Source organism: Pseudomonas sp., from assembly GCF_035554175.1.
In the GTDB taxonomy this organism is placed as follows: domain Bacteria; phylum Pseudomonadota; class Gammaproteobacteria; order Pseudomonadales; family Pseudomonadaceae; genus Aquipseudomonas.
In genome coordinates this window covers 311,827-335,559 of sequence record NZ_DATMIV010000050.1, presented here as the reverse complement: position 1 = coordinate 335,559, position 23,733 = coordinate 311,827, and the positions used below count along the sequence as shown (strand labels likewise).

Genomic DNA, 23,733 nt, shown 5'->3' with positions numbered 1-23,733 from the left:
TTGCCAAAAGGAGTTGTGTGCAGATGATTTCCAACGTGAATCGATTGTCCCTGGCGGTCGGCATGGTCATTGCGACCCTGGTCGGTCAGGCCGCGGCAGCGCCTGCGCCCTCGGAGAACGCCACGATCAATCTGATCCGCTTGCTGGTCGAGCAGGGCATTCTGAAACAGGACAAGGCCGACGCGCTGATCGCTCAGGCGCAGAACGAAGCGGCGCAGGCCAAACAGGCTGCCGCCACTACCGCAGTCGCGGCGGGACCCGTCGCCGCACCGGGCGATGTGCGTGTGCAATACGTGCCGGCGGCGGTGCGCGACCAGATTCGCGATCAGGTCAAAGCCGAAGTCATGGCCACCGCCAAACAGGAAAACTGGGCAGCGCCCAATACCTTTCCGGATTGGGCCTCGCGTATCAGCTTCGACGGTGACATTCGCCTGCGCGACGAATCGCGTTACTACTCGGGCAACAACAGCAACGAAATCGTCGATTTCGCCAAGCTCAACAACAACGGCCCGTACGACGTAAACCCCAACAGCAGCACCAGCTTGCCGCCGTTGCTCAACACCCGCGAAGACCGCGAGAACCTGTTTCGCCTGCGCGCACGCCTGGGCATGAAAGCCGTGATCTCGGAGGAATGGACTGCCGGCATCCGCATCGGCACCGGTTCGGACAACAACCCTGTATCGACCACGCAGAACCTCGGCGGTGGCTTCGCCAAGAAAGACATCTGGCTGGATCAGGGCTATCTGACCTGGAAACCGCTGGATGAGCTGACCCTGACCGGTGGGCGTTTCGCCAACCCGTTCATGTCCACCGACATGCTCTATTCCAACGATCTGAATTTCGACGGCGTGGCGGCGATTTTCGACCACAAGCTCAACCGCGATTGGGGCGTGTTCGGCACGGTCGGTGCGTTCCCGGTGGACTACACCAACGATACGTCCAGCAGCAACGGTTTCGACAAGGAAGAGAGCGACAACAAGTGGCTGTACGGCGCGCAGCTCGGCGCGAAGTGGGCGATCAACAGCAATAACCGTCTGAAAGGAGCGCTCGCCTATTACCGTTTCGACGACATTCAGGGCCAGCGCTCAAGCCCTTGCGAGCCCTGGGCCGGTGCGCCGGGCTGCGACAGCGACGGCACCCGCGCGGCATTCATGCAGAAGGGCAACAGCGTGTTCCTGTTACGTGATATCACGCCGAACCCGCTCAACCCGAGCGCCACGCCGCAACCGCAATTCGTCGGCCTGGCGTCCGAGTTCAACCTGCTCGACCTGAATCTGATCTGGGACGCCGACCTGCCCGAGGACTTCAAACTGCGCAGCCAGGGCAACTACATCCACAACCTCAGCTACGACGAAGGCGATATGCGCAAGCGCTCCGCCGGGCAGATCGTCAACAACCTCGACAGCAATGGCGAGATCGAAAGCGGCGCCAATGCGTGGATGGTGCAGTTCACCCTCGGCAACGCGCTGGACCTCAAGCGCAAGGGCGACTGGAACCTGTTCGCCGGCTACAAGTACATCCAGCCGGATGCCTTGCCGGACGGCTTCAACGATTCGTCGTTCCACCTCGGTGGCACCAACGCCAAGGGCTATTTCATGGGCGGCAACTACGGTCTGGCGAAAAACGTTTCCGCCACTGGCCGCTGGATGAGCACCGAAACGGTGTACGGCGCGCCGTTCGACATCGATGTCTTGCAGCTGGAAATCAACACGCGCTTCTAGGGCGCCGGGAGAGCTTTATGAACACGCGTTTTTTCGCGCTGGGCCTGGGTTTGTTGATTGCCACCGGGGCGAGCGCCGAAGGCATGGAAGAACGCTTGCGCACGCAACTGCGCAGCACCACCCAGCAATTGCAGGCCTTGCAGAGCCAGCAGGCCCAGGCCAGCGCCGCGCAACTGGCGGCGCAAAACGAAGCCAAGGCTGCGCAGGCGCAGATCAAGCAATTGACTGCTGAACTGGCCAAAGCCAAAGGCCTCGCCGAACAACTGGCCGGGCAGCAACAGAGCCTGCACAGCCAGGCTCAGGCGCAGGTGGCGGCCAGCGTCGAGCAGACCGGCAAATTCAAAAAGGCCTACGACGAGTTGCTGGTGCTGGCCCGCGCCAAAGAGGCGGAACGCGCCAAGTTGCAAACACAACTGGCTGAACGTGACACACAAGTGCAGCAATGTTCAGCCAAGAATCAGCAAATGTACGGCGTCGCCAAACAGATCCTCAGCGCCTACGAAAACATCGATGTGGCCGAGGTGATGAAAATCCGCCAGCCCTTCGCCGGCAGCGCTCGAGTGAAGTTCGATGAACTGGCCCAGGGCTTTGGCGACGAGCTCTACAAGACCCAATTCGACGCGCCGAAAGCCGCGATCGCTCACTGATTGAAAGACGGATTCAAAAGACTGATGAACAAGGAAGCAGACATGACTCAATTGATCACCCAAGTGTCCCCGCAATCGCTGACCGACGTTCTGCAAGCCGCTGGTTACCGCGTTAACCAGAGCGAGCAGAACGGCATTGTCCAGTTGCTCAGCGCCAGTCAGGGCATCGGCTACGCCGTGCGTTTCGGCAACCCGGCGCCGGAGCAGGGCGGCTTCGTCGATTTCACGTTCAGCTGTGCGCTGCGCGTGCAAGGCGACCTGCCGCAAGGTGTGGCAGAACAGTGGAACGCGACGCGACGGTTTGCGCGGTTGTCGTTGCAGGGCGAATTCTTGCTGATGGAAATGGACGTTGTGGTGGCCGCTGGCGTCAGCAACGAGCATCTGCGTGGCAACCTCGAACTGTGGGATCGCCTGTTGCAGGAGTTCATCGTTTATCTGCGCGACTTCAGTCAGGCCGGGCAAGCATCCACTGCAAAAGCCGCCGTTGCCGAACCAGAGGAAGTCGCGCTGTGAAGAAGCCAGCCATGGTGATCGGCGCCGGAGCGGGGGCGCTGTTGGTGGTGGCCGTAGCGCTGGTGTTGCGACCGGGCAGTGACCCGGTGGCCGCTCAGCCGCCGTCGCCAGTAACAACGATTGCCAGCGGGCCGGCGGTGGCGCGGTTGGGCAATCAGCAGGTCTCGCCTGAGGAATTGCAGGCGTTGCTGGCCACCGTTCCGGCGCAAACCCGCGAACAACTGCGCAGTAATCGCGAGGCGCTGGAGCGCTGGATTCGCACGCGACTGGCCGAGAAAGCGGTGCTGGAACAGGCCGATGCCCAGGGCTGGGCCCAGCGTCCCGACGTCGCCCGGCAAACCCGTGCGGCGACTGAGCAGATTGTTTTTCGTGATTACTTGCGTTCGGTGAGCCAAGTGCCGGCGGAGTACCCGAGTGCGACCGAATTACAACAGGCGTACGAGGCGGGCAAGGCCAATTGGCAGACGCCCGCGATGTACCGGGTCAGCCAGATTTTCCTTGCGGTGAGCGATGCCTCGAATGTGGAAACCGTTCGCAAGCAAGCACTCGAATTGAGCAAGAAAGCTCAGTCGGCGCCGGGTGATTTCGCTGCGCTGGCCAGCCAGTATTCACAGGATCGGGTCACGGCAGAGCGGGGCGGCGACACCGGGCTGCAACCGTTGCAGCAACTGGTGCCGGAGGTACGTGGCGCCGTGGCGCGGCTCAAGGTCGGCGCTGTATCTGACCCCGTACAAAGCGCCGCCGGATTTCATCTGATCAAACTCACCGAGCAACAACCGGCGCGCACCGCGACACTGGATGAACTGCGCGACCAACTGACCCAGGCCTTGCGTGCCCAGCGTCAGGAACAGATCGCCCAGGCATACCTGGACGGCATGCTCAACACCGCGACGCTGAGCATCGACGGCGCTGAACTGAACAAAATAATAGGCAACTGACACACGTTGCTCCTGTAGGAGCTGTCGAGTGAAACGAGGCTGCGATCTTTCGATATTGCTTCTAAAGAGCAAAAGATCGCAGCGTGCCGCAGCTCCTACACACGTTGCTCCTGTAGGAGCTGTCGAGTGAAACGAAGCTGCGATCTTTTGATCTTGCTTCTAAAAAGCAAAAGATCGCAGCGTGCCGCAGCTCCTACACACGTTGCTCCTGTAGGAGCTGTCGAGTGAAACGAGGCTGCGATCTTTTGATCTTGCTTCTAAAGAGCAAAAGATCGCAGCGTGCCGCAGCTCCTACAAAGATTTGCGCAACGACAACCACATAGATCGACAGGGAGTCATCAATGTCATTCACCGAGCCCGCAGGACGCGCCAACACCAGCGAGTACCGCCCGCCGCAAACCAAAGCCGAACCCTGGCTCAACCAGGCCGCGACCATCGACAACGAAGTCGCCCAATACTTCCTGGTCAGCGCCCGCTGCGGCTGCTTCATGCAGGCCGCGCGCAGCCTCAATGTGCGCTCGACCTTGTTGCGCAAACAACTCGCGCAACTGGAACAACAACTGCAACATTCCCTGTTCAGTTTTCAGGGCAGCGCCCTCAGCCTGACTCGCGAAGGTCAACAATTGCAGGCCCGGCTCATCACCCTGGCGCACGAACGCAAACTTCCGGTGCTCGAGCAGCGATTGATTCGCCTCGCCGTCGCCGAATCGATCCTCCACGACATCCTCGGCCGCGACCTCATCGCGCTGTTGCGCCGTAACGCCAGCCTGCGCCTGGAAATCATCGCCCTCGACAGCGAACTGGCCCTGCGCGCCGTCAGCGCCGACATCGTCCTCTGGCTCGCCCCCGGGCAAACCCCAAATCCCGGCCCGACGTTCGCCACCAGCGAACCGCAATGCCTGGCGCAGATCGAGTATCTGCCGCACATTGCCAAGCGCTATTCACGGGTGACCGCGCGACCGCAAACGCCGGGTGATCTGGCGGATTTCATGCTGGTGCAGTGGCAGCATGATCGGCGAGTTGAAAGCTTTCAGCCTTGGAATGCGCTGGTGGAGCAGAGATTGGCCGGAGTAGTGCAGATGCAATCCTATGAGCTCATGCTGGAGATGATTCGGTGCAGCGCGTGTATCGGTTTGCTGCCGGCATACATGAGCCGCTTCGACCGTGGCCTGATTGCGCTGCCCGGATTATTTGCCAAACCGATGCAGCTACACGCTTGGCTCGCGATCAACGCGGATTCACAAAACGCGCCGGAAATCAAAGCCCTCACCGACCTCATCCAGCAAACCTTCAACGAACGCCACGAATGGTTCCAGCCTTAACGCGATCCCCTTGTAGGAGCGAGCCTGCTCGCGAATGCAGTCCGCCAGTCGATACTTCAATGACTGACACACTGCCTTCGCGAGCAGGCTCGCTCCCACAGGTTTAACGGCGTGAGCACAACCTTGTGATCGACAGAGACCCGTGTGGGAGCGGGCTTGCCCGCGAAGGCGTCGGCAGGCTCAACGCCTCACTGACGGCCAGCTACTGCGGCAACTCCAGATTATCCAGCACCCGATTCACCGCCAGTTCGCCGAGCATGATCAGTTGCGCGATGCCCATCAGCGTCCGGCGCTGGGACGGCTTGACCAGTCCGGCGAATTCCTGGGCGATGATTTTGGCCGAGGCGAGGGTTTCGCAGGCGTTGGCCAGCAGGTCTTCGTTTTTGGTGTCGGCGGTGACGGCGTACATCGATCGCGGAGTGTACGGCGGAGGGGTCGAGCCGGGTGGGCAGAGGTAATGGTCGAGGGCGCGCTCGGCGGCGTCGTGGAGTTTTTTGGAATCGAGGGATTCGTAGGGGAAGGTGGGGTCGGTTTCGGGTGGGTTGGGTGTTGGTTTGATCATGGTAAAGCTCCTTGAGAGATGGAGCCGGCAGCCTTCGCTGCTAAACGAAGAGGGTGGCGGCTTTACGCGGGTTAGCAGACCAGGCTCAAGGATCCCGGCGCACCGAAGTGCCCCACGCAAGCCGCCATAAAAAGAGAGGCGGAGCCAGCGTGCCTTGAAAATTTGCCGGGCTGCTAAACCCGATCACTGAAGATTCAGCGACCGCACCACAATAGAACCCGCCCCCAAGGCGTACAAGCCGGCGGATTCTGGCGTAGCTGTAGGTAACGGCGCAAGGATTTGTAGCCTGGAAGGCATGTCTGGAGGTGTCTTTTAAACACCTTTGTTTAAATTTAAAAAATTGCGTCGGACTTGATGGCTCCTTTTCGCGAGCAAGCTCGCTCCCACATTTTCACCTCGCCAGATTAAAGATCCGCAGTTTAGAGTTAGGGCCCCCTTTGATCACGGACCGATCCCATGTCAGACCCAAGCCCCACCATCCACCTCGAACGCTCCAACGAATCCCACCTCGAAGGCATCACCGCGCTTTACAATGACCCCGCCGTGGCGCGGCAGGTGCTGCAGATGCCGTTCCAGTCCGCTGAGATCTGGCGCCAGCGAATCCAGGGCGACAACGAGCGTGCGTTGAAACTGGTGGCGCTGCATCAGGGCGTGGTGATCGGCAACATTGGCCTGGAGGCCTGTGCCCGCATGCGCCGTGCCCACGCGGGCAGTTTCGGCATGGCTGTGGCGCTGGCGTGGCAGGGCAAGGGGGTCGGTTCGACGCTGTTGGCGGCGGCGCTGGAGGTTGCCGACAACTGGATGAATCTGCACCGCGTCGAACTCACGGTGTACGCCGATAACGAGGCGGCGATCGGACTTTATCGCAAGTTCGGTTTCGAGGCCGAAGGGCTGTTTCGAGATTACGCGGTACGTGACGGGCAGTGGGTCGACACCCTGAGCATGGCCCGTCTGCGCAATTTATCGAAAGCCTGAGTCAGTCGCCCAAAGCGAACGCCACCGCCGATTGCGCATGCAACCCGGTGGTGTCGAGCAGGGGCAGGGCGCTGTGTCCGGGTTTGATCAGCAGGCCGATTTCGGTACAGCCGAGGATGATCGCCTGGGCGCCACGGGCGCTGAGTGATTCGATCACCCGCTGGTAGGTCTGACGGGAAGTTTCGCTGATCATGCCGACGCAGAGTTCCTCGTAGATGATCCGGTGTACGTCCTTGCGTTCGGCTTCGTCGGGCACCAGCACGGTCAGGCCTTGGGCGATCAGACGCTGCTTGAGGAAGTCCTGTTCCATGGTGAACGCGGTGCCGAGCAGCCCGACCGTGCGCGCGTCGATTTCCAGTGCAGCCTGGGCGGCGGGTTCAGCAATGTGCAGAAACGGAATGCTGATCGCTGCCTGAATCTGCTCGGCGACCTTGTGCATGGTGTTGGTACACAGCACTACACAATCGGCGCCGCCGGCTTCAAGCCTGCGCGCTGCATCTACCAGAATCGCCGCGGCATCGTCCCAGCGTCCGGCATGCTGGGCCTGTTCGACCGGGCCGAAGTCGACGCTGTACATCAGCAACTGTGCCGAACGCAACGGCCCGAGACGGTCGCGAACCTGCTGGTTGATCAAGCGATAGTATTCGGCGCTGGACTCCCAGCTCATGCCGCCGATAAGGCCGATGGTGCGCATACGGTGCTCCTGTGCAGTGATGGCGTGGTGGCGAGTGTCGTTTGGAACGGAATTTCGATCCATCAAAATTTTACGCATGCCGGTGCTGCGCATCTGCCATGCTCGGAGTCCGCAGGACCCTTCAGGGAACATCGCTATGAACGACGTACAGCAACTGGGCGAAATGCTTCGCCACTATGCCGAAAGCGAAGCGCACAAGAAGCAACTGTTCACGACGCAATCGGCAGCGTGGGCCGAACGGATTGGTGCGCTGTTCGACGAGATCGAGCAATGGCTTGAGCCGGTCAAGGCACCGAATCTGCTGGAGGTGAGCCGCGAGGCTTATGTCGCGTTCGGGCCGAGCGTGCCGGTGGAGACCTCGACGTTCAAGACGGAAAAACTGAGCATTGTGATTGCTGGCAAACCGGTGGAGTTCGTGCCGGATGTAATGGGCAACGGCGGGCAGATTTCACTGGCGGTAATGGGCCTGACGGCGGCCCGATATGGGAGTATTTCGCTGGTCGGGTTGGTGGATGGCACCTGGCAGTGGCGCAAGACCAACGGCTTGAAGGATCCGGACACGTTTGCTTTTGATGCGAATTTTCTCGCACAGCAACTGCAAAGTCTGATCCCCCGCGAGCGCACCTGACTGCACGCGGCCTTTGTAGGAGTGAGCCTGCTCGCGATAGCGTTTTGTCAGGTTCAAATGAGGTGACTGACCCACCGCGATCGCGAGCAGGCTCTCTCCTACAGTTTGAAAGGCGAATACCGGGGAAACCCTTAGGATCATCGCCAATCCGGGATTTTCCCTTGGGTCACTGATGGCCTTTTGGTAGAGTCGCCGTCGCCAGCGGGTTTTCGGCTGGACGATGGAATCGAAGAAGGGAGTCTTATCAGTGAGTCCGGGCAAAAAAATTCTCGGTCTCACGGCGTCGCTTTTGCTGCTGACGCTGTGGGCCAGCTACTTTTATGTATTCAAGGAAAACCGCGACGGCCAGCTCGGCGGTGTCGGCGAAAGCACGGCGTGGTGCGGCACGCCACCGACCACGGAAGCGGCGCTGCTGGACAAGGATCAGCTGACCTTGCGGGTCACCAACAACCTGCGCGGCGAGTTCATGCTCAGCGGTTCGCTGGTGGTTTCCGAACGCACGTTCAACCGCTACGACCTGGGCCGCAACGAACTGCGCCTGCGTCTGGAACCCTTGCAGTGGTCGTTCGGCGTCACGCCGATCTTCCTTGAACAGGTCAAGGTGCAACCGCTGAGCCGCAACCTCTCGTCGACCAATAAAAGCGCCTTCGCCGAACTGGAGCCCCGCCCGATCGGCGTGCAGGCCCAGACCGCCGCATTCCCTTTCGACACCTATCGCTACGGCTACAAACCGGTGCTGTATTACCTCAAGGGCAGCGAGCGTATCGACCTGCGGTTCAAGAACATCACCACGCTGATGCAGATGTCGAACTCCTTCACACCGATTCAGAAATACAACCGCGTCGATTACATCAACGAAAAAAACTCGATGATCCGCGACGAGGACTACAAGCCTTACGGCCCGCACGAATGTGCGTTCAGCGTCGAGCGCAAAGGCTCGTTCAAGGTCGTAGTGTTGTTGCTCCTGCTGGTGCTGTGCCTGCCGCTGATGCTGGTGTTCTATCGCGATGAGCCGGGTATCGACTTTCTGGCCACGCTGGTGGGGATTGCTGTGGTACGGGTGTTGTTGATCGGGCCGGTGGAGGATTTTCAGCTCTACAACATCGATTTCCTGTTCGGTGCGGCGATTCTGCTGGTGGGCACGGTGTCGCTGATCAAGGCGATGCGGGCCAATAGCAGACGGGAGATGGCGCTGCGCAGTGGCGAGACGTCTTCGTGGTGATATTGGGCTTGACCCCGGCACCGCGTGCAACGCCGTTTCAAAATCGCGTCCGGCAATCGCAATTGCGCCGGTTTTAGCTATAACTGTAATTCCCCTATGCAAATGATTTGGCCGTTAACAGGAGTTACAGAATGAAGTTAGCCGTAATGATGGGCACGCTGTGCATCGCCACCCTTGCTGTGGTGGGATGTTCCAGCAAAACCGTCGCGCCAGACGAGTACTCCGGATTTCTCAAGGATTACAGCCAACTGAAAGAGGCCAAGTCACCGTCAGGTGCTGAAGTGATGCGCTGGATTGATCCGAAGGTCGATATCAATGCGTACACCAGCGTCTACATTGAGCCGACCCAGCTTTACCCGAAACCACAACCCACCACAAAAATCCCTCAGCAAACCCTGAACGGCATCACTGGCTACTACGATCAGGCGCTCAAGCGCGAGATCGGCAAGGATCTACCGTTGGCCGCCGGTCCCGGGCCGGGCGTGCTGGTCGTACGTGCGGCGATCACTGCGGTCAGCAGCAAGACCGAGGGACTGAAACCCTACGAAGTCATCCCGATCGCATTGGTCGCTGCGGCTGTCAGCACGGCCAGCGGTATCCGTGATCAGGAAACGACACTCGCAACCGAGGCCGTGTTTCTTGATGGAGCCAACAATAAAGTCCTTGCGCAAGTAGTACGCAAAGGCACTGGCAAGCCACTGGAAAACGACGCTCAGGTATTGAAGGCCGATGACGTGAAAAGCGTGATCGATGGCTGGGCTTCGGACTTGCGTCAGTCTTACCGCACACTCAAAAACAAATAATCGCCTGCGCTGCCTGCGATCCCGAATGACCTGTGCAGCAGTTTTACGCGAGGCTGCGATCTCTTGACTCTGCTCTTCCAGCACAGTCGAAAGACCGCAGCCTTTCAGCATCTGAAAAAAACACTGTGGATATCTACACCCTGTCAACTCTGACAGTTGTCAGAAAGGAGGGAGGAGCATTTGATGTGCGTGCACAGCGCAACGTCAGGCTTGCGCACAAACGCGAGAAAGGAAAGCAAACATGGCTACTGGAACGGTGAAATGGTTTAACGAATCGAAAGGCTTTGGGTTTATAACGCCGGATGACGGTGGCGAGGATCTCTTCGCACACTTCTCTGCGATCCAAATTAACGGTTTTAAGACCCTTGCAGAAAACCAGAGAGTTTCTTTCGAGGTAACGCAAGGCCCTAAAGGCAACCAAGCGGCAAATATTCAGCCCCTCTGAATAATCCCGCTTCCTGAGCTGCCGCCGGGTACGAGCCTCGGCAGCTCATAGGGGGGGCATCCATCAAAGCGCACCCACCATTTCAAACAGGGCATAGGTCGTCGAATCTTCGTGGGTGGCTTCCGCCTCTTGCATGCTTTCATTCGCACCGTCAGAAGGACTCAAGTCACCCTTATTAGTCGTACGGGCCGGGCTTGAAACCAAAAACCACCAGAAGGTCAGATTCATTTCTCTTTTGCTCTGCCAAAGTCGAGCGGAAACGCTATATCGCTACGGGTACTTATAGGTAAATAATATATCAGACTGTCATTTATGACAGTGGTTGCGAGGTGAGCATCGTTGTACGGTGAGTTTCGGCTGAGGGTCCGCTGCAAATCGGATAATTCTCTGTCGGGGATAATCCCAGGACAACTACTGTATGGAGAAAGCTATGAATAATGATAAAACAGAAAAACATGTTTCGACGGATCAAAATGTACTGTTCACTCTTGTGAAACGTGCTCTTGCAAACTCAGAGTTCAAGAATGCCAGTGTGGCGGATACACAGAAGATGGAACAGATGGATTTCGCTGAAGGGGTACCCCAGCGGGTCGGGAACACCATGGTAGCCGTAGAAACCGGCGGCATTCACCCTTTTCGGGGGCAAGTACATTTCATATGGCGGGCTTTGGATGAAGAGGTGTTATTCGAAAAAATTGAATACAGGATTGACAAGGGCAGAAACAGTGGAGGGAACGGCGCCGACGTTGACGTTGTTATTATTGGCGCGGACGTCGCTTCATCCTCAACAGATGGGGGAATACAAGATGGACAATGGCATACATTGATTACCAATCGTTCAGTCCGTAGATCCAAGCACATTATGCTTATGGTATCCATCCAGTTTGACAGAGCCGTAGTGACAGACCCTGCTCCAGAAGGCGGAATAGGGATAATTACACTTTGATCTCGATATTCGGGAATCGGGTGAGGCCTGTCGAAACTGATCACAGTGGTAGTGGAATCAGTTTCGGCATAGGCCAGATAGTCATTTCGTGGTTAACTTCGCTCGTGATTCTCATCCATTACGTCCAGAAGGATTCCATTCATGGCTCAAGTCACCCTCAAAGGCAACCCGGTTCAAGTCAACGGCGAGTTGCCACAAGCCGGTTCCAAGGCGCCAGCCTTTTCCCTGGTAGCCGGCAATCTGTCCGACGTTACCCTGCAAGACTTCGCCGGCAAGCGCAAAGTCCTGAACATCTTCCCAAGTGTCGACACCCCGACCTGCGCGACCTCCGTGCGCAAATTCAACGCCCAGGCCAACGACATCAGCAACACCGTGGTGTTGTGCATTTCCGCTGATCTGCCGTTCGCCCAGGCACGCTTCTGCGGCGCCGAAGGTCTGGAAAACGTGCAGAACCTGTCGACCCTGCGCGGCCGCGAGTTCATCGAAAACTACGGTGTGGCCATTGCTGACGGCCCGCTGAAAGGCCTGACCGCTCGTGCTGTCGTTGTGCTGGACGAAAATGACAACGTCCTGCACAGCCAACTGGTCAAGGAAATTGCCGAAGAGCCTGACTACGAAGCGGCACTGTCCGTTCTCAAGTAAGGCTTTTACAATTGTTAACGGCCTGGCCCTGTCCAGGCCGTTTTCATTTGTGTATCAGGGTTTTGCCTCACACCTTGAAACGTAAGTGGAAGGTAAATTGCCGGTAAAGCTGCTTTGCTTAAATCCACTCAGTGCTTATCGTTCAGCCTCCCGTAATAGAAGCCCACGCGCCCAATGGTCAATAACTCCATGCAATCGTCTCCCCGCAAATCCCGTCGCTGGCTGATCAGCCTGCTTGTCCTGTTGGTAATCGCCGTCCTGTGCTGGAAATTCTGGCCCGCCGGCTCTGCTGACAAGGCGGGCGGTGATAAAGCGGCCGCCGGGCATACCGGGCGCTCGGGGATGATGCGCCCGGGCTTCGGCGGCGGCACCGGGCCGATTCCAGTGCGCGTGGCGCCGGCAGTGAAGGGCGACTTCCCGCTGTATTACAAGGCGCTGGGTACGGTAACGGCGCTGAACACCATCAACGTGCGCAGTCGGGTGGGTGGCGAGCTGGTAAAAATCCATTTCGAAGAAGGGCAAATGGTCAAGGCGGGCGACCTGCTGGCCGAGATCGATCCGCGTCCTTACCAGAACGCCCTGCTGCAGGCTGAAGGCACCTTGCTGCAGAATCAGGCGCAGTTGAAAAATGCCCAGGTCGACGTCGAGCGTTATCGTGGCCTGTATAAAGAAGACAGCATCGCCAAACAGACCCTCGACACTGCCGAAGCGCTGGTCGGTCAGTATCTGGGCACGGTCAAGACCAACCAGGCGGCGGTCAACGACGCCAGGCTCAATCTCGAATTCACCAAAATCCGCGCGCCGATTGCTGGCCGTGTCGGCCTGCGCCAGGTTGACGTTGGCAACCTCGTCGCCGCCAACGACACCACGTTCCTCGCGGTAATCACCCAGACGCAACCGATCAGCGTGGCCTTCACCCTGCCGGAAAACAGCCTCGACACCGTGCTGGCCCGTTATCGCAGCGGCGCCAGATTGCCTGCCGAAGCCTGGGATCGTAGCGACACCAGGCTGCAGGCCACCGGCGTGCTGCAAAGCCTCGACAACCAGATCGACGTGGCCACCGGCACCCTGAAATTCAAGGCTCGCTACGACAACCGCGACCAGTCGCTGTTCCCCAACCAGTTCGTCAACGTGCACCTGCTGGCCGACACGCTCAAAGGCGTGGTGCTGGCACCGTCCGCCGCTATTCAGTCCGGCACCAACGGCACTTTCGTCTACGCCCTCGACGGCGATAAGAAGGTCACCATCCGGCCACTGAAAATCGGTGCCAGCGATGGTGACAACACCGTGGTTACCGAAGGCCTCGCCGCTGGCGATCGCGTAGTGCTCGAAGGCACCGACCGTCTCAAGGAAGGCAGTGAAGTAGAAGTGGTCAACGACAGCACTGAAGTGCCGACCAGCCCGACCGAACACTTGCAAGGCAAGTCGGCCGCCAATCCGGACGCGATCACTGCTGACAAGGCCAAGAAGGGCGCATGAACATTTCGCGGCTGTTCATCCTCCGTCCGGTAGCCACTACCCTGAGCATGCTGGCTATCGTGCTGGCCGGTCTGATCGCTTATCGCCTGCTGCCGGTGTCGGCCTTGCCGCAGGTCGATTACCCGACCATCCGCGTGATGACTCTGTACCCCGGCGCCAGTCCGGACGTCATGACCAGCGCGGTCACCGCACCCCTTGAACGGCAGTTCGGGCAGATGCCGGGCCTTACGCAAATGGCCTCGACCAGTTCCGGCGGCGCTTCAGTGCTGACCCTGCGCTTCAGCCTCGACATCAACATGGACGTCGCCGAACAGCAGGTGCAGGCCGCGATCAACGCGGCGACCAACCTGCTGCCAACCGACCTGCCGGCACCACCGGTGTACAACAAGGTCAATCCGGCGGACACCCCGGTGCTGACCCTGGCCATCACCTCGAAAACCATGCTGCTGCCCAAACTCAATGATCTGGTCGATACGCGCATGGCGCAGAAAATCGCCCAGATCAGCGGCGTCGGCATGGTCAGCATCGCCGGCGGCCAGCGGCAGGCGGTGCGGATCAAGGTCAACCCCGAGGCACTGGCCGCCGCCAGTCTGAACCTGTCGGATGTACGCACGTTGATCGGTGCCTCCAACGTCAACCAGCCCAAGGGTAATTTCGATGGGCCGACCCGGGTGTCGATGCTCGATGCCAACGACCAGCTGACCTCGCCCGAGGACTACGCCAACCTGATCCTTGCCTATAAAAACGGCGCCCCGTTGCGGCTCAAGGACGTTGCGGAAATCGTCGACGGCGCCGAGAACGAGCGCCTCGCCGCATGGGCCAACCAGAATCAGGCGGTACTGCTGAACATTCAGCGTCAGCCCGGTGCCAACGTCATTGAAGTGGTCGATCGCATCAAGGCCTTGCTGCCGAGCATCACCGACAACCTGCCGGCCGGCCTCGATGTCACCGTGCTGACTGACCGCACCCAGACCATCCGCGCCTCTGTCACGGATGTGCAGCATGAATTGTTGATCGCCATCGCGCTGGTGGTCATGGTCACGTTTCTGTTTCTGCGCCGCGCCAGTGCGACGATCATTCCCTCGGTGGCCGTGCCGCTGTCGCTGATCGGCACGTTCGGCGTGATGTACCTTGCCGGGTTCTCCGTCAACAACCTGACGTTGATGGCACTGACCATCGCCACCGGTTTCGTGGTCGACGACGCCATCGTCATGCTCGAGAACATTTCGCGCTTTATCGAAGAGGGCGACAGTCCAATGCAGTCTGCGCTTAAGGGCGCAAAACAGATCGGCTTCACCCTGATTTCCCTGACGCTGTCGCTGATTGCCGTACTGATTCCACTGCTGTTCATGGCCGATGTGGTCGGGCGCCTGTTCCGCGAATTCGCCATCACCCTGGCCGTGGCGATCCTGATTTCCCTGGTCGTCTCGCTGACCTTGACGCCGATGATGTGCGCGCGCCTGCTCAAGCGTGAGCCGCAGGAGCATGAGCAGGGCCGTTTCTACCGGGCCAGCGGGGCATTCATCGACTGGATGATCAACGAGTACGGGCGGATGCTGCGCTGGGTGCTCAAGCATCAGCCGCTGACCTTGCTGGTGGCCATCGGCACGCTGGCGTTGACCGTGTTCCTTTACGTGATCGTGCCAAAGGGCTTCTTCCCGGTGCAGGACACCGGGGTGATTCAGGGCATTTCCGAAGCGCCGCAGTCGATTTCCTTCGCCGCCATGGGTGAGCGTCAGCAGGAACTGGCGAAGATCATTCTCGAAGATCCGGCCGTGCAGAGCCTGTCCTCCTACATTGGTGTCGATGGCGACAACGCCACGCTCAACAGCGGCCGCTTGCTGATCAACCTCAAGCCCCACGGCGAGCGGGATCTGAGCGCCAGTGAAGTGATCACTCGCCTGCAACCGCAACTGGACAAACTGGTCGGCATCCGGCTGTTCATGCAACCGGTGCAGGACCTGACTATCGAGGATCGGGTCAGCCGCACCCAATATCAGTTCAGCATGTCTTCGCCGGATTCCGAACTGCTCAGTCAGTGGAGTAGCCGTCTGGTCGAAGCCCTGGCGCAGCGTGCAGAGCTGACCGACGTTGCCAGCGATTTGCAGGACAAAGGCTTGCAGGTCTACCTGGTGATCGACCGCGACGCGGCTTCACGTCTCGGCGTGTCGGTGGCGAACATCACCGACGCGTTGTATGACGCATTCGGCCAGCGGCAGATTTCGACCATTTACACCCAGGCCAGCCAGTACCGCGTGGTGCTGCAAGCCCAGGCCGGGGAGAAGATCGGCCCGCAGGCGCTCGACCAGATTCACGTCAAAACCACCGATGGCGCGCAGGTTCGCCTGTCCAGTCTGGCGCACGTCGAAGAACGCCAGGCGCAATTGGCGATTACCCATATCGGCCAGTTCCCGGCAGTGATGATGTCCTTCAATCTCGCACCCGGCGTAGCGCTTGGGCATGCCGTGGACATCATCGAGCAGGTGCAGCAGGAGATCGGCATGCCGGGCGGCGTGCAGACTCAGTTTCAGGGCGCGGCGCAAGCATTCCAGGCGTCGCTGTCGAGCACCTTGCTGTTGATTCTGGCGGCGGTGGTGACCATGTACATCGTGCTCGGCGTGCTCTACGAGAGCTACATCCACCCGATCACTATCCTCTCGACCTTGCCGTCCGCCGCAGTCGGCGCGTTGCTGGCGTTACTGCTCAGCGGCAACGATCTGGGGATGATCGCGATCATCGGCATCATTCTGCTGATCGGTATCGTCAAGAAGAACGCGATCATGATGATCGACTTCGCTCTTGACGCCGAACGCACTCAGGGCATGGCACCGGCGGAGGCGATCTATCAGGCGGCGCTATTACGTTTCCGGCCGATTCTGATGACCACCTTGGCGGCGTTGTTCGGTGCGGTGCCGTTGATGCTGGCCACAGGGTCGGGCGCTGAGCTGCGTCAGCCGCTGGGGCTGGTGATGGTCGGTGGTCTGCTGGTGAGCCAGATCTTGACGCTGTTCACGACGCCGGTGATTTACCTGTACTTCGACCGTCTCGGCCGGCGCTTTGGCAAATCCAAAGCCGAAGGTGAAGAGGTCGCGGTATGATCTCGCAATCAGCACTTATTCCATGTGGGAGCGAGCTTGCTCGCGAAAGCGGTGGGTCAGTCACTTTCAATGTTGAATGTAATACCGCATTCGCGAGCAAGCTCGCTCCCACAGGATTCAGCAGTAGGGACTGGAGCGAATGAACCTCTCCGGCCCTTTCATCAAACGCCCCGTGGCAACCATGCTGCTCTCTCTGGCAATCATGTTGCTCGGCGGTGTCAGTTTCGGTCTGTTGCCCGTATCGCCGTTGCCGCAGATGGATTTCCCGGTGATCGTCGTTCAGGCCAGTCTGCCGGGCGCCAGTCCGGAAGTCATGGCCTCGACCGTGGCGACGCCGCTGGAGCGTTCGTTCGGTGCGATTGCCGGCGTCAACACCATGAGCAGCCGATCCAGCCAGGGTTCGACCCGGGTCATTCTGCAATTTGACCTCGACCGCGACATCAATGGCGCGGCGCGCGAGGTGCAGGCGGCGATCAATGCTTCGCGCAATCTGCTACCGAGCGGGATGCGCAGCATGCCCACCTATAAAAAGGTCAACCCGTCACAGGCGCCGATCATGGTGCTGTCGCTGACCTCGGACGTCCTGGAAAAAGGCCAGCTCTATGACCTGGCCTCGACCATCCTGTCGCAGAGTCTCTCGCAGGTGCAGGGCGTCGGTGAAGTGCAGATCGGCGGCAGTTCGCTGCCGGCGGTGCGTATCGAGCTGGAACCGCAGGCGCTGAACCAGTACGGCGTGGCGCTCGACGATGTGCGCAAGACCATCGCCGACGCCAACGTGCGCCGGCCCAAGGGTTCGGTTGAGGACGGCGATCGTTTGTGGCAGATCCAGGCCAACGACCAGTTGGAGAAGGCCAAGGATTATGAGTCGCTGATCATTCACTACGCCGACGGCGCCGCGCTGCGCCTCAAGGACGTGGCGAAAGTCAGCGATGGCGTCGAAGACCGCTACAACAGCGGTTTCTTCAACGACGACGCGGCGGTGCTGCTGGTGATCAACCGGCAGGCCGGCGCCAACATCATCGAAACGGTCAACGAGATCAAGGCGCAGTTGCCGGCGCTGCAAGCGGTGCTGCCGGCCAGCGTAAAACTCAACCTGGCGATGGATCGCTCGCCGGTGATCAAGGCGACGCTGCATGAAGCCGAGATGACGTTGCTGATCGCCGTCGCCCTGGTGGTGCTGGTGGTGTACCTGTTCCTCGGTAACTTCCGTGCCTCACTGATCCCGACCCTGGCGGTGCCGGTGTCACTGGTCGGCACCTTTGCGGTGATGTACCTCTATGGTTTTTCGCTGAACAACCTGTCGCTGATGGCGCTGATTCTCGCCACCGGTCTGGTGGTCGACGACGCCATCGTCGTGCTGGAGAACATCTCCCGGCACATCGACGAGGGCGTCAAGCCGATGCAGGCGGCGTACCTCGGTGCCAAGGAAGTGGGTTTCACCCTGTTGTCGATGAACGTCTCGCTGGTGGCGGTATTCCTGTCGATCCTGTTCATGGGCGGGCTGGTCGAAAGCCTGTTCCGCGAGTTTTCCATCACCCTGGCGGCGGCGATCGTCGTGTCGCTGGTGGTTTCACTGACGCTGACGCCAATGCTCTGCGCCCGTTGGTTGAAGCCACATGTGCCGGGCCAGGAAAACCGTCTGCAACGCTGGAGCCATCACACCAACGACTGGATGGTCGGCAAATACGCCACCAGCCTCGACTGGGTGTTGCGCCACCGGCGCCTTACTTTGCTCAGCCTGCTGCTCACCGTCGGCGTCAACGTTGCGCTCTACGTGGTGGTGCCGAAAACCTTCCTGCCGCAGCAGGACACCGGGCAGTTGATCGGATTTGTGCGTGGCGACGACGGTCTCTCGTTCAACGTCATGCAGCCGAAAATGGAGACCTTTCGCCGCGCCGTGCTCAAGGACGATGCGGTCGAGAGCGTTGCCGGGTTCATCGGCGGCAACAACGGCACCAACAACGCCTTTATGATCGTGCGCCTGAAACCGATCAAGGATCGTCAACTGTCGGCACAGAAAGTCATCGAACGCCTGCGCAAGGAAATGCCCAAGGTGCCCGGCGCGCAACTGATGCTGATGGCGGACCAGGACCTGCAATTTGGCGGCGGTCGCGAGCAGACCAGTTCGCAGTACACCTACATCCTGCAAAGCGGCGACCTGAGCGAATTGCGCAAGTGGTTCCCGAAAGTGGTCACGGCGTTGCGGGCCTTGCCCGAGCTGACCGCCATCGACGCCCGCGAAGGTGCCGGGGCGCAGCAGGTGACGCTGATTGTCGACCGTGATCAGGCCAAACGCCTGGGTGTCGACATGAACATGGTCACGGCGGTGTTGAACAACGCCTACAGCCAGCGGCAGATATCGACGATCTATGACAGTCTCAACCAGTATCAGGTGGTGATGGAGGTCAATCCGAAATACGCCCAGGATCCGGTCACGCTCAAGCAGGTCGAGGTGATTACCGCGGACGGTGCACGGGTGCCGCTGTCGACGTTCGCCCATTACGAAAACAGCCTGGAAAACGACCGCGTCAGCCACGAGGGCCAGTTTGCTTCCGAAAGCATTTCCTTCGACATGTCCGAAGGCGTGACGGTCGAGCAGGGCAGCGCCGCCATCGAGCGGGCGATCGCCAGGGTCGGCCTGCCGGAAGATGTCATTGCGAAAATGGCCGGTACTGCGGACGCCTTCGCCGCCACGCAGAAGAGCCAGCCGTTCATGATCCTCGGGGCGTTGCTCGCGGTGTACCTGGTGCTGGGCGTGCTGTATGAAAGCTACATTCATCCGCTGACCATCCTTTCGACCTTGCCCTCGGCCGGCGTCGGCGCGCTGTTGTCGATCTACGCACTCGGCGGCGAGTTCAGCCTGATTTCGCTGCTGGGTATATTCCTGCTGATCGGCGTGGTGAAGAAAAACGCCATTCTGATGATCGACCTCGCCTTGCAACTCGAGCGCCAACAGGGCCTGTCACCGCTGGAGTCGATTCGCAGTGCCTGTCTGCAACGCCTGCGGCCGATCCTGATGACCACGCTGGCGGCGATCCTTGGCGCCTTGCCGCTGCTGCTCGGCCGCGCCGAGGGTGTGGAAATGCGCCAGCCGCTGGGCCTGACCATCATTGGCGGTCTGGTCTTCAGCCAGGTCCTGACCCTTTACACCACCCCGGTGGTTTACCTGTATCTCGACAAGCTGCGCCATCGTTTCAACAAGTGGCGTGGCGTGCGTACTGATGCCGCTCTGGAAACTCCGCTATGACCGACCGTTCGCTTATCCAATTGGCCACCGTGCGCGGCTCACGCCTGCTGAGCCTGTCGCTGTGCGTAGCGCTGCTCAGCGCCTGCGCAGTCGGCCCGGACTACCAGCGCCCGCAAACCGCCGAAATCGCTCAGTTCAAGGAAGCCGAAGGCTGGCGTCAGGCCAACCCCAGTGACTCGCTGGCCCGTGGCGCCTGGTGGGAGTTGTACGGCGATCAACAACTCAACGCTTTGATCGAAAAACTCAACAGCGCCAACCAGACCGTCGCCCAGTCCGAAGCGCAGTTCCGTCAGGCGCAGGCCTTGGTACGCAGTGCTCGTGGGGCGTTTTACCCGAGTGTCGACCTGAGTCTGGACAAGACCCGCACCAGCCGGGGCGCCGGCAGCAGCAGTTCGAGCCTGAGCAGTTCCTCAAGCGGCATCCGCGACACCTATAACGCGCAGTTGGGCGTCAGTTGGGAGGCGGACATCTGGGGCAAACTGCGCCGAGGGCTTGAGGCCGATGAGGCCAACGCTCAGGCGAGTTTTGCCGATCTGGCGGCGATGCGCTTGAGTCAGCAGTCGGAGCTGGTGCAGAACTACCTGCAATTGCGCGTCATCGATCAGCACAAGCGTCTGCTTGAAGCCACTGTCGCCGCTTATGAGCGCTCGTTGAAAATGACCCAGAACCAGTACCGCGCCGGGGTTTCCGGACGCGATGCGGTGGCGCAGGCGCAGACCCAGTTGAAAAGCACCCAGGCCGATCTGGTCGACCTGATCTGGCAGCGTGCGCAGTTCGAGAACGCCATTGCCGTACTGAACGGTGAAGCGCCGGCGAACTTCAGCATCGCCGAAAGCCAGACCATTCCGGATCTGCCGCAGGTGCCCTTGAGTCTGCCATCGCAATTGCTGGAACGCCGTCCGGACATTGCCGCAGCCGAGCGCTCGGTGATGGCTGCCAACGCGAATATCGGCGTGGCGAAAGCCGCGTACTACCCGGACCTGACCCTGAGCCTGAGCGGCGGCTACAGCAGCAGTACCTCGAAAAACCTGATCAGCCTGCCGAACCGTTTCTGGTCGGTCGGGCCGCAGTTGTCGTTGCCGCTGTTCGACGGCGGCATTCGTTCGGCCGAGGTCGATCGCACCGAAGCGGCCTATGACGAGACTGTTGCCCGCTACCGCCAGACTGTGCTGGACGGTTTCCGCGAAGTGGAAAACTACCTGGTTCAGCTCAAGGTGTATGAAGACGAAGCGGCGGTACGTCAGGAAGCGCTGGATGCCGCGCGTGATTCATTGCGTCTGACGGAAAATCAGTACAAGGCCGGCTTGATTGCCTATATCGACGTGGTCGTGGTGCAGGCGACGGCGTTGAGTAATGAGCGCAGTGTGCTGAATATTCTGCAGAACCGACTGATTGCAAGCGTGCAGCTGATCGCCGCACTCGGCGGCGGCTGGGATGGCCAACTGGACGTCAGCGACAACCGCTGAACCTGTGGGAGCGAGCTTGCTCGCGAAGGCGGTGGGTCAGTCGAGCGAGATGCTGGATGTGCTGATGTCTTCGCGAGCAAGCTCGCTCCCACAGGGATTGTGTCCGGTGCGAGATCGCTTCCATAGGGTGGGCTTAAAGCCCACCCCAGAACCTTGTAGGACGATCGAACAAGCGTTTCATCGGCTTGATGGCAATTTGGTTACTTTGTCAGTGCGTTCTGCCGCGCAATCAGTACAATCGCCGCATTTGCCCAACCGAGAATGGAAGCAGTACGGTTTCGGGTCGTCACGAGAACGTTCATGCTCATCGGCAGCTACTCCTTCACCCTGGTTTTCATTTCGCTGTGCGTGGCAATCCTGGCTTCCTACACGGCGCTCGACCTCACCGGGCGCATCGCCACGGCGAGAGGCCGGGCCGTGCAGTTCTGGACGGCGGGCGGGGCGTTTGCGATGGGCGTTGGCGTCTGGTCGATGCACTTCATCGGCATGCTCGCCTTCAAATTGCCGATCGAACTGGGCTACGACTTCGCCCTGACGGCGCTGTCGCTGTTGATTGCGGTTCTGTCCTGCGGCTTTGCCTTGTGGCTGGTCAGCCAGCCTGAACTGCCGCTTGCGCAACTGGCATTCGGTGCGCTGATCATGGCCTCAGGCATCAGCGCGATGCATTACACCGGCATGGCCGCGCTGCGTATGACTCCCGGTATCGATTATGACCCGACCCTGTTCAGTGCTTCGCTGCTGATTGCCGTCGGCGCCTCGGCAGCGGCACTGTGGATTGCCTTTCGCTTGCGCCAGCAATCGCCCTATGTGCGGATGATTCGCGCCGGCGCGGCGGTGATCATGGGCGTGGCGATTGTCGGCATGCACTACACCGGCATGGCCGCTGCGCAATTTCCTGACGGCAGTTTCTGCGGCGCGACGGTCAATGGCTTGAAAGGCAACGGCCTCGACAGTCTGGTGGTAATCACCACGCTGGCGGTACTGTCGATCGCCTTGCTGACCTCGATTCTCGACGCCCGCCTCGAAGCGCGCACTGCGGATCTGGCGCACTCGCTGACCGTGGCCAACCGCGAACTCACCCAACTGGCGCTGCACGACCCGCTGACTGGTTTGCCCAATCGCATGCTGCTCGACGACCGGATCGATCAGGCGATCAAGAAGGTTGAGGAGCAGGGCGGCTGCTTCGCCCTGATGTTCATCGATCTGGATGGCTTCAAACCGGTCAACGACGCGTTCGGCCATCACATGGGCGATCAGTTGCTGCGCGAAGTCGGCGTACGGCTGCGTGAAGATTTGCGCAGCCAGGACACGCTGGCACGGATCGGTGGCGATGAATTCGTTCTGCTGGTGCGCCTCACCGAGCCCGACGACGCCTTGAGCCTGGCCGCGCGCCAGGTCGGCTTGATTGGTCGCACCTTCCGCGTCGCCGAGCATGACCTGCAGATTTCCGCCAGCGTCGGCATCGCCGTGTATCCGGGCAATGGCGAGAACGCCCAGGAACTGCTGATGAACGCCGATGCCGCGATGTATCACGCCAAGGGCGGTGGCAAGAACGGCTACAGCTTCTTCGACGCGTCAATGAACACCAACGCGCGCAAACAGCTGCAACTGCTGCAGGATCTGCGCGCGGCCATCGAGCACAACCAGTTCAGCCTGCATTACCAGCCCAAATTCGACGCAGCCAACGGCCGTCCGGTCGGTGCCGAAGCGCTGCTGCGCTGGGCGCACCCGGTTCACGGGTTGTTGATGCCGGACAAATTCATCGATCTTGCCGAGAAAACCGGCCTGATCATCCCGATGGGCGAATGGGTGCTCAACGAAGCCTGTCGGCAGATGCGCGAGTGGTACGTGCTGGGTTACACCGACTGGCGCATTGCCGTGAACCTCTCGGCGTTGCAGTTCTGTCATGCCGGGCTGGTGCAAAGTGTCGCCAAGGCGCTGGCCACCCATCATTTGCCGGCTAACAGCCTGACCCTGGAAATCACCGAAACCACGGCGATGAGCGATGCCGACGCGAGCATGACCGTGCTGCAAGAGCTGTCGGACATGGGCGTCGACCTGTCGATCGATGACTTTGGCACCGGTTATTCCAGCCTGATGTACCTCAAGCGTCTGCCGGCCAATGAGCTGAAGATCGACCGGGGGTTCGTCCGCGATCTGGAGCACGACAGCGATGACGCCGCGATTGTCTCGGCCATTGTGGCGCTGGGGCAGGCGCTGGACCTGCGGATTGTCGCCGAAGGCGTCGAGACTGGTGCGCAGCAGGATTTCCTCACCAGGTTGGGCTGTGATTCGCTGCAGGGCTATCTGCTTGGCCATCCGATGCCGGCGGAGCGCTTCATGCAGGACATCGTCCGCGGACAGCGACTGGCCGTGGTCTGAGGT

General features: G+C 60.0%; 20 protein-coding genes. 17 read left to right on the top strand and 3 right to left on the bottom strand.

The annotated features are described in order from the left end of the window. Window positions 1-23 precede the first annotated feature (23 nt). The 5 genes from VNV36_RS22900 (at window position 24) to VNV36_RS22880 (ending at window position 5,141) form a co-directional block, all read left to right on the top strand. Complete coding sequence (locus tag VNV36_RS22900; RefSeq protein WP_325720841.1) at window positions 24-1,721, top strand: putative porin; 1,698 nt, start codon at window positions 24-26, stop codon at window positions 1,719-1,721. 17 nt (window positions 1,722-1,738) lie between these two features. Then, window positions 1,739-2,368, top strand: a complete 630-nt coding sequence (locus VNV36_RS22895; protein WP_325720839.1) for a DNA repair protein — start codon at window positions 1,739-1,741, stop codon at window positions 2,366-2,368. 42 nt (window positions 2,369-2,410) lie between these two features. After that, window positions 2,411-2,881, top strand: coding sequence for a YbjN domain-containing protein (locus VNV36_RS22890; RefSeq protein WP_325720837.1), 471 nt, complete (start codon window positions 2,411-2,413; stop codon window positions 2,879-2,881). After that, a complete protein-coding gene (locus VNV36_RS22885) occupies window positions 2,878-3,819 on the top strand; it encodes a peptidylprolyl isomerase (RefSeq protein ID WP_325720835.1) in 942 nt (313 codons plus the stop codon). The genes VNV36_RS22890 and VNV36_RS22885 overlap by 4 nt, the downstream gene beginning before the upstream one ends. Window positions 3,820-4,160: 341 nt before the next feature. Next, window positions 4,161-5,141 (top strand): LysR substrate-binding domain-containing protein, encoded by a 981-nt coding sequence (locus tag VNV36_RS22880; RefSeq protein WP_325720833.1) that lies wholly within the window; start codon window positions 4,161-4,163, stop codon window positions 5,139-5,141. A 202-nt stretch (window positions 5,142-5,343) separates the two neighbouring features. Here the strand turns inward: VNV36_RS22880 and VNV36_RS22875 are convergent, their stop codons facing one another. After that, the gene (locus VNV36_RS22875) at window positions 5,344-5,703 is read right to left on the bottom strand and encodes a DUF6124 family protein (protein ID WP_325720831.1); all 360 of its coding nucleotides are present in this window, start codon (window positions 5,701-5,703) and stop codon (window positions 5,344-5,346) included. A gap of 456 nt (window positions 5,704-6,159) precedes the next feature. Here VNV36_RS22875 and VNV36_RS22870 point away from each other — a divergent pair, with 456 nt between their 5' ends. After that, window positions 6,160-6,678: a GNAT family N-acetyltransferase gene (locus VNV36_RS22870; RefSeq protein ID WP_325720829.1), complete on the top strand. Its 519-nt coding sequence runs from the start codon at window positions 6,160-6,162 to the stop codon at window positions 6,676-6,678. Between the two features lies 1 nt (window position 6,679). Here the strand turns inward: VNV36_RS22870 and VNV36_RS22865 are convergent, their stop codons facing one another. Further along, the gene (locus VNV36_RS22865) at window positions 6,680-7,372 is read right to left on the bottom strand and encodes an aspartate/glutamate racemase family protein (RefSeq protein WP_325720827.1); all 693 of its coding nucleotides are present in this window, start codon (window positions 7,370-7,372) and stop codon (window positions 6,680-6,682) included. Window positions 7,373-7,508: 136 nt separating this feature from the next. Here VNV36_RS22865 and VNV36_RS22860 point away from each other — a divergent pair, with 136 nt between their 5' ends. The 4 genes from VNV36_RS22860 to VNV36_RS22845 all read left to right on the top strand — a co-directional run bounded on the left by VNV36_RS22860 (window position 7,509) and on the right by VNV36_RS22845 (window position 10,470). After that, complete coding sequence (locus tag VNV36_RS22860; protein ID WP_325720825.1) at window positions 7,509-8,000, top strand: hypothetical protein; 492 nt, start codon at window positions 7,509-7,511, stop codon at window positions 7,998-8,000. A 247-nt stretch (window positions 8,001-8,247) separates the two neighbouring features. Next, window positions 8,248-9,222 (top strand): hypothetical protein, encoded by a 975-nt coding sequence (locus VNV36_RS22855; protein WP_325720823.1) that lies wholly within the window; start codon window positions 8,248-8,250, stop codon window positions 9,220-9,222. 131 nt (window positions 9,223-9,353) lie between these two features. Further along, a complete protein-coding gene (locus VNV36_RS22850; RefSeq protein ID WP_325720821.1) occupies window positions 9,354-10,025 on the top strand; it encodes a DUF3313 domain-containing protein in 672 nt (223 codons plus the stop codon). 241 nt (window positions 10,026-10,266) lie between these two features. Continuing rightward, entirely contained in the window at window positions 10,267-10,470 is a 204-nt protein-coding gene (locus VNV36_RS22845) for a cold-shock protein (RefSeq protein WP_325720819.1), read from the top strand. Between the two features lie 63 nt (window positions 10,471-10,533). On the opposite strand, the gene VNV36_RS22840 is transcribed toward VNV36_RS22845, so the two are convergent. Continuing rightward, window positions 10,534-10,698, bottom strand: a complete 165-nt coding sequence (locus tag VNV36_RS22840; protein WP_325720817.1) for a hypothetical protein — start codon at window positions 10,696-10,698, stop codon at window positions 10,534-10,536. A gap of 202 nt (window positions 10,699-10,900) precedes the next feature. Between VNV36_RS22840 and VNV36_RS22835 the strand changes: the two genes are divergently transcribed. From VNV36_RS22835 to VNV36_RS22805, 7 genes are all read left to right on the top strand, one after another. Beyond that, window positions 10,901-11,416 (top strand): hypothetical protein, encoded by a 516-nt coding sequence (locus VNV36_RS22835; RefSeq protein ID WP_325720816.1) that lies wholly within the window; start codon window positions 10,901-10,903, stop codon window positions 11,414-11,416. A 141-nt stretch (window positions 11,417-11,557) separates the two neighbouring features. Further along, window positions 11,558-12,058, top strand: a complete 501-nt coding sequence (gene tpx / locus VNV36_RS22830) for a thiol peroxidase (RefSeq protein WP_325720814.1) — start codon at window positions 11,558-11,560, stop codon at window positions 12,056-12,058. Between the two features lie 174 nt (window positions 12,059-12,232). Further along, window positions 12,233-13,537, top strand: a complete 1,305-nt coding sequence (locus VNV36_RS22825; RefSeq protein WP_325720812.1) for an MdtA/MuxA family multidrug efflux RND transporter periplasmic adaptor subunit — start codon at window positions 12,233-12,235, stop codon at window positions 13,535-13,537. After that, window positions 13,534-16,635 (top strand): MdtB/MuxB family multidrug efflux RND transporter permease subunit, encoded by a 3,102-nt coding sequence (locus VNV36_RS22820; protein ID WP_325720810.1) that lies wholly within the window; start codon window positions 13,534-13,536, stop codon window positions 16,633-16,635. The genes VNV36_RS22825 and VNV36_RS22820 overlap by 4 nt, the downstream gene beginning before the upstream one ends. Window positions 16,636-16,774: 139 nt before the next feature. After that, window positions 16,775-19,882, top strand: coding sequence for an efflux RND transporter permease subunit (locus VNV36_RS22815; RefSeq protein ID WP_325720808.1), 3,108 nt, complete (start codon window positions 16,775-16,777; stop codon window positions 19,880-19,882). After that, window positions 19,879-21,348, top strand: coding sequence for an efflux transporter outer membrane subunit (locus VNV36_RS22810; protein ID WP_325720806.1), 1,470 nt, complete (start codon window positions 19,879-19,881; stop codon window positions 21,346-21,348). The genes VNV36_RS22815 and VNV36_RS22810 overlap by 4 nt, the downstream gene beginning before the upstream one ends. A 300-nt stretch (window positions 21,349-21,648) precedes the next feature. Next, window positions 21,649-23,730 carry a putative bifunctional diguanylate cyclase/phosphodiesterase gene (locus VNV36_RS22805; protein ID WP_325720804.1) on the top strand — a complete coding sequence of 694 codons (2,082 nt, stop codon included), beginning with the start codon at window positions 21,649-21,651 and terminating at the stop codon, window positions 23,728-23,730. Window positions 23,731-23,733 lie beyond the last annotated feature (3 nt).

Bases quoted from the DNA above. Each gene is read 5' to 3' on its own strand.
- VNV36_RS22900 (WP_325720841.1), top strand. From the start codon at position 24: ATGATTTCCAACGTGAATCGATTGTCCCTGGCGGTCGGCATGGTCATT.
- VNV36_RS22895 (WP_325720839.1), top strand. From the start codon at position 1,739: ATGAACACGCGTTTTTTCGCGCTGGGCCTGGGTTTGTTGATTGCCACC.
- VNV36_RS22890 (WP_325720837.1), top strand. From the start codon at position 2,411: ATGACTCAATTGATCACCCAAGTGTCCCCGCAATCGCTGACCGACGTT.
- VNV36_RS22880 (WP_325720833.1), top strand. From the start codon at position 4,161: ATGTCATTCACCGAGCCCGCAGGACGCGCCAACACCAGCGAGTACCGC.
- VNV36_RS22875 (WP_325720831.1), bottom strand. From the start codon at position 5,703: ATGATCAAACCAACACCCAACCCACCCGAAACCGACCCCACCTTCCCC.
- VNV36_RS22870 (WP_325720829.1), top strand. From the start codon at position 6,160: ATGTCAGACCCAAGCCCCACCATCCACCTCGAACGCTCCAACGAATCC.
- VNV36_RS22865 (WP_325720827.1), bottom strand. From the start codon at position 7,372: ATGCGCACCATCGGCCTTATCGGCGGCATGAGCTGGGAGTCCAGCGCC.
- VNV36_RS22860 (WP_325720825.1), top strand. From the start codon at position 7,509: ATGAACGACGTACAGCAACTGGGCGAAATGCTTCGCCACTATGCCGAA.
- VNV36_RS22850 (WP_325720821.1), top strand. From the start codon at position 9,354: ATGAAGTTAGCCGTAATGATGGGCACGCTGTGCATCGCCACCCTTGCT.
- VNV36_RS22845 (WP_325720819.1), top strand. From the start codon at position 10,267: ATGGCTACTGGAACGGTGAAATGGTTTAACGAATCGAAAGGCTTTGGG.
- VNV36_RS22840 (WP_325720817.1), bottom strand. From the start codon at position 10,698: ATGAATCTGACCTTCTGGTGGTTTTTGGTTTCAAGCCCGGCCCGTACG.
- VNV36_RS22835 (WP_325720816.1), top strand. From the start codon at position 10,901: ATGAATAATGATAAAACAGAAAAACATGTTTCGACGGATCAAAATGTA.
- tpx (WP_325720814.1), top strand. From the start codon at position 11,558: ATGGCTCAAGTCACCCTCAAAGGCAACCCGGTTCAAGTCAACGGCGAG.
- VNV36_RS22825 (WP_325720812.1), top strand. From the start codon at position 12,233: ATGGTCAATAACTCCATGCAATCGTCTCCCCGCAAATCCCGTCGCTGG.
- VNV36_RS22820 (WP_325720810.1), top strand. From the start codon at position 13,534: ATGAACATTTCGCGGCTGTTCATCCTCCGTCCGGTAGCCACTACCCTG.
- VNV36_RS22815 (WP_325720808.1), top strand. From the start codon at position 16,775: ATGAACCTCTCCGGCCCTTTCATCAAACGCCCCGTGGCAACCATGCTG.
- VNV36_RS22810 (WP_325720806.1), top strand. From the start codon at position 19,879: ATGACCGACCGTTCGCTTATCCAATTGGCCACCGTGCGCGGCTCACGC.
- VNV36_RS22805 (WP_325720804.1), top strand. From the start codon at position 21,649: ATGCTCATCGGCAGCTACTCCTTCACCCTGGTTTTCATTTCGCTGTGC.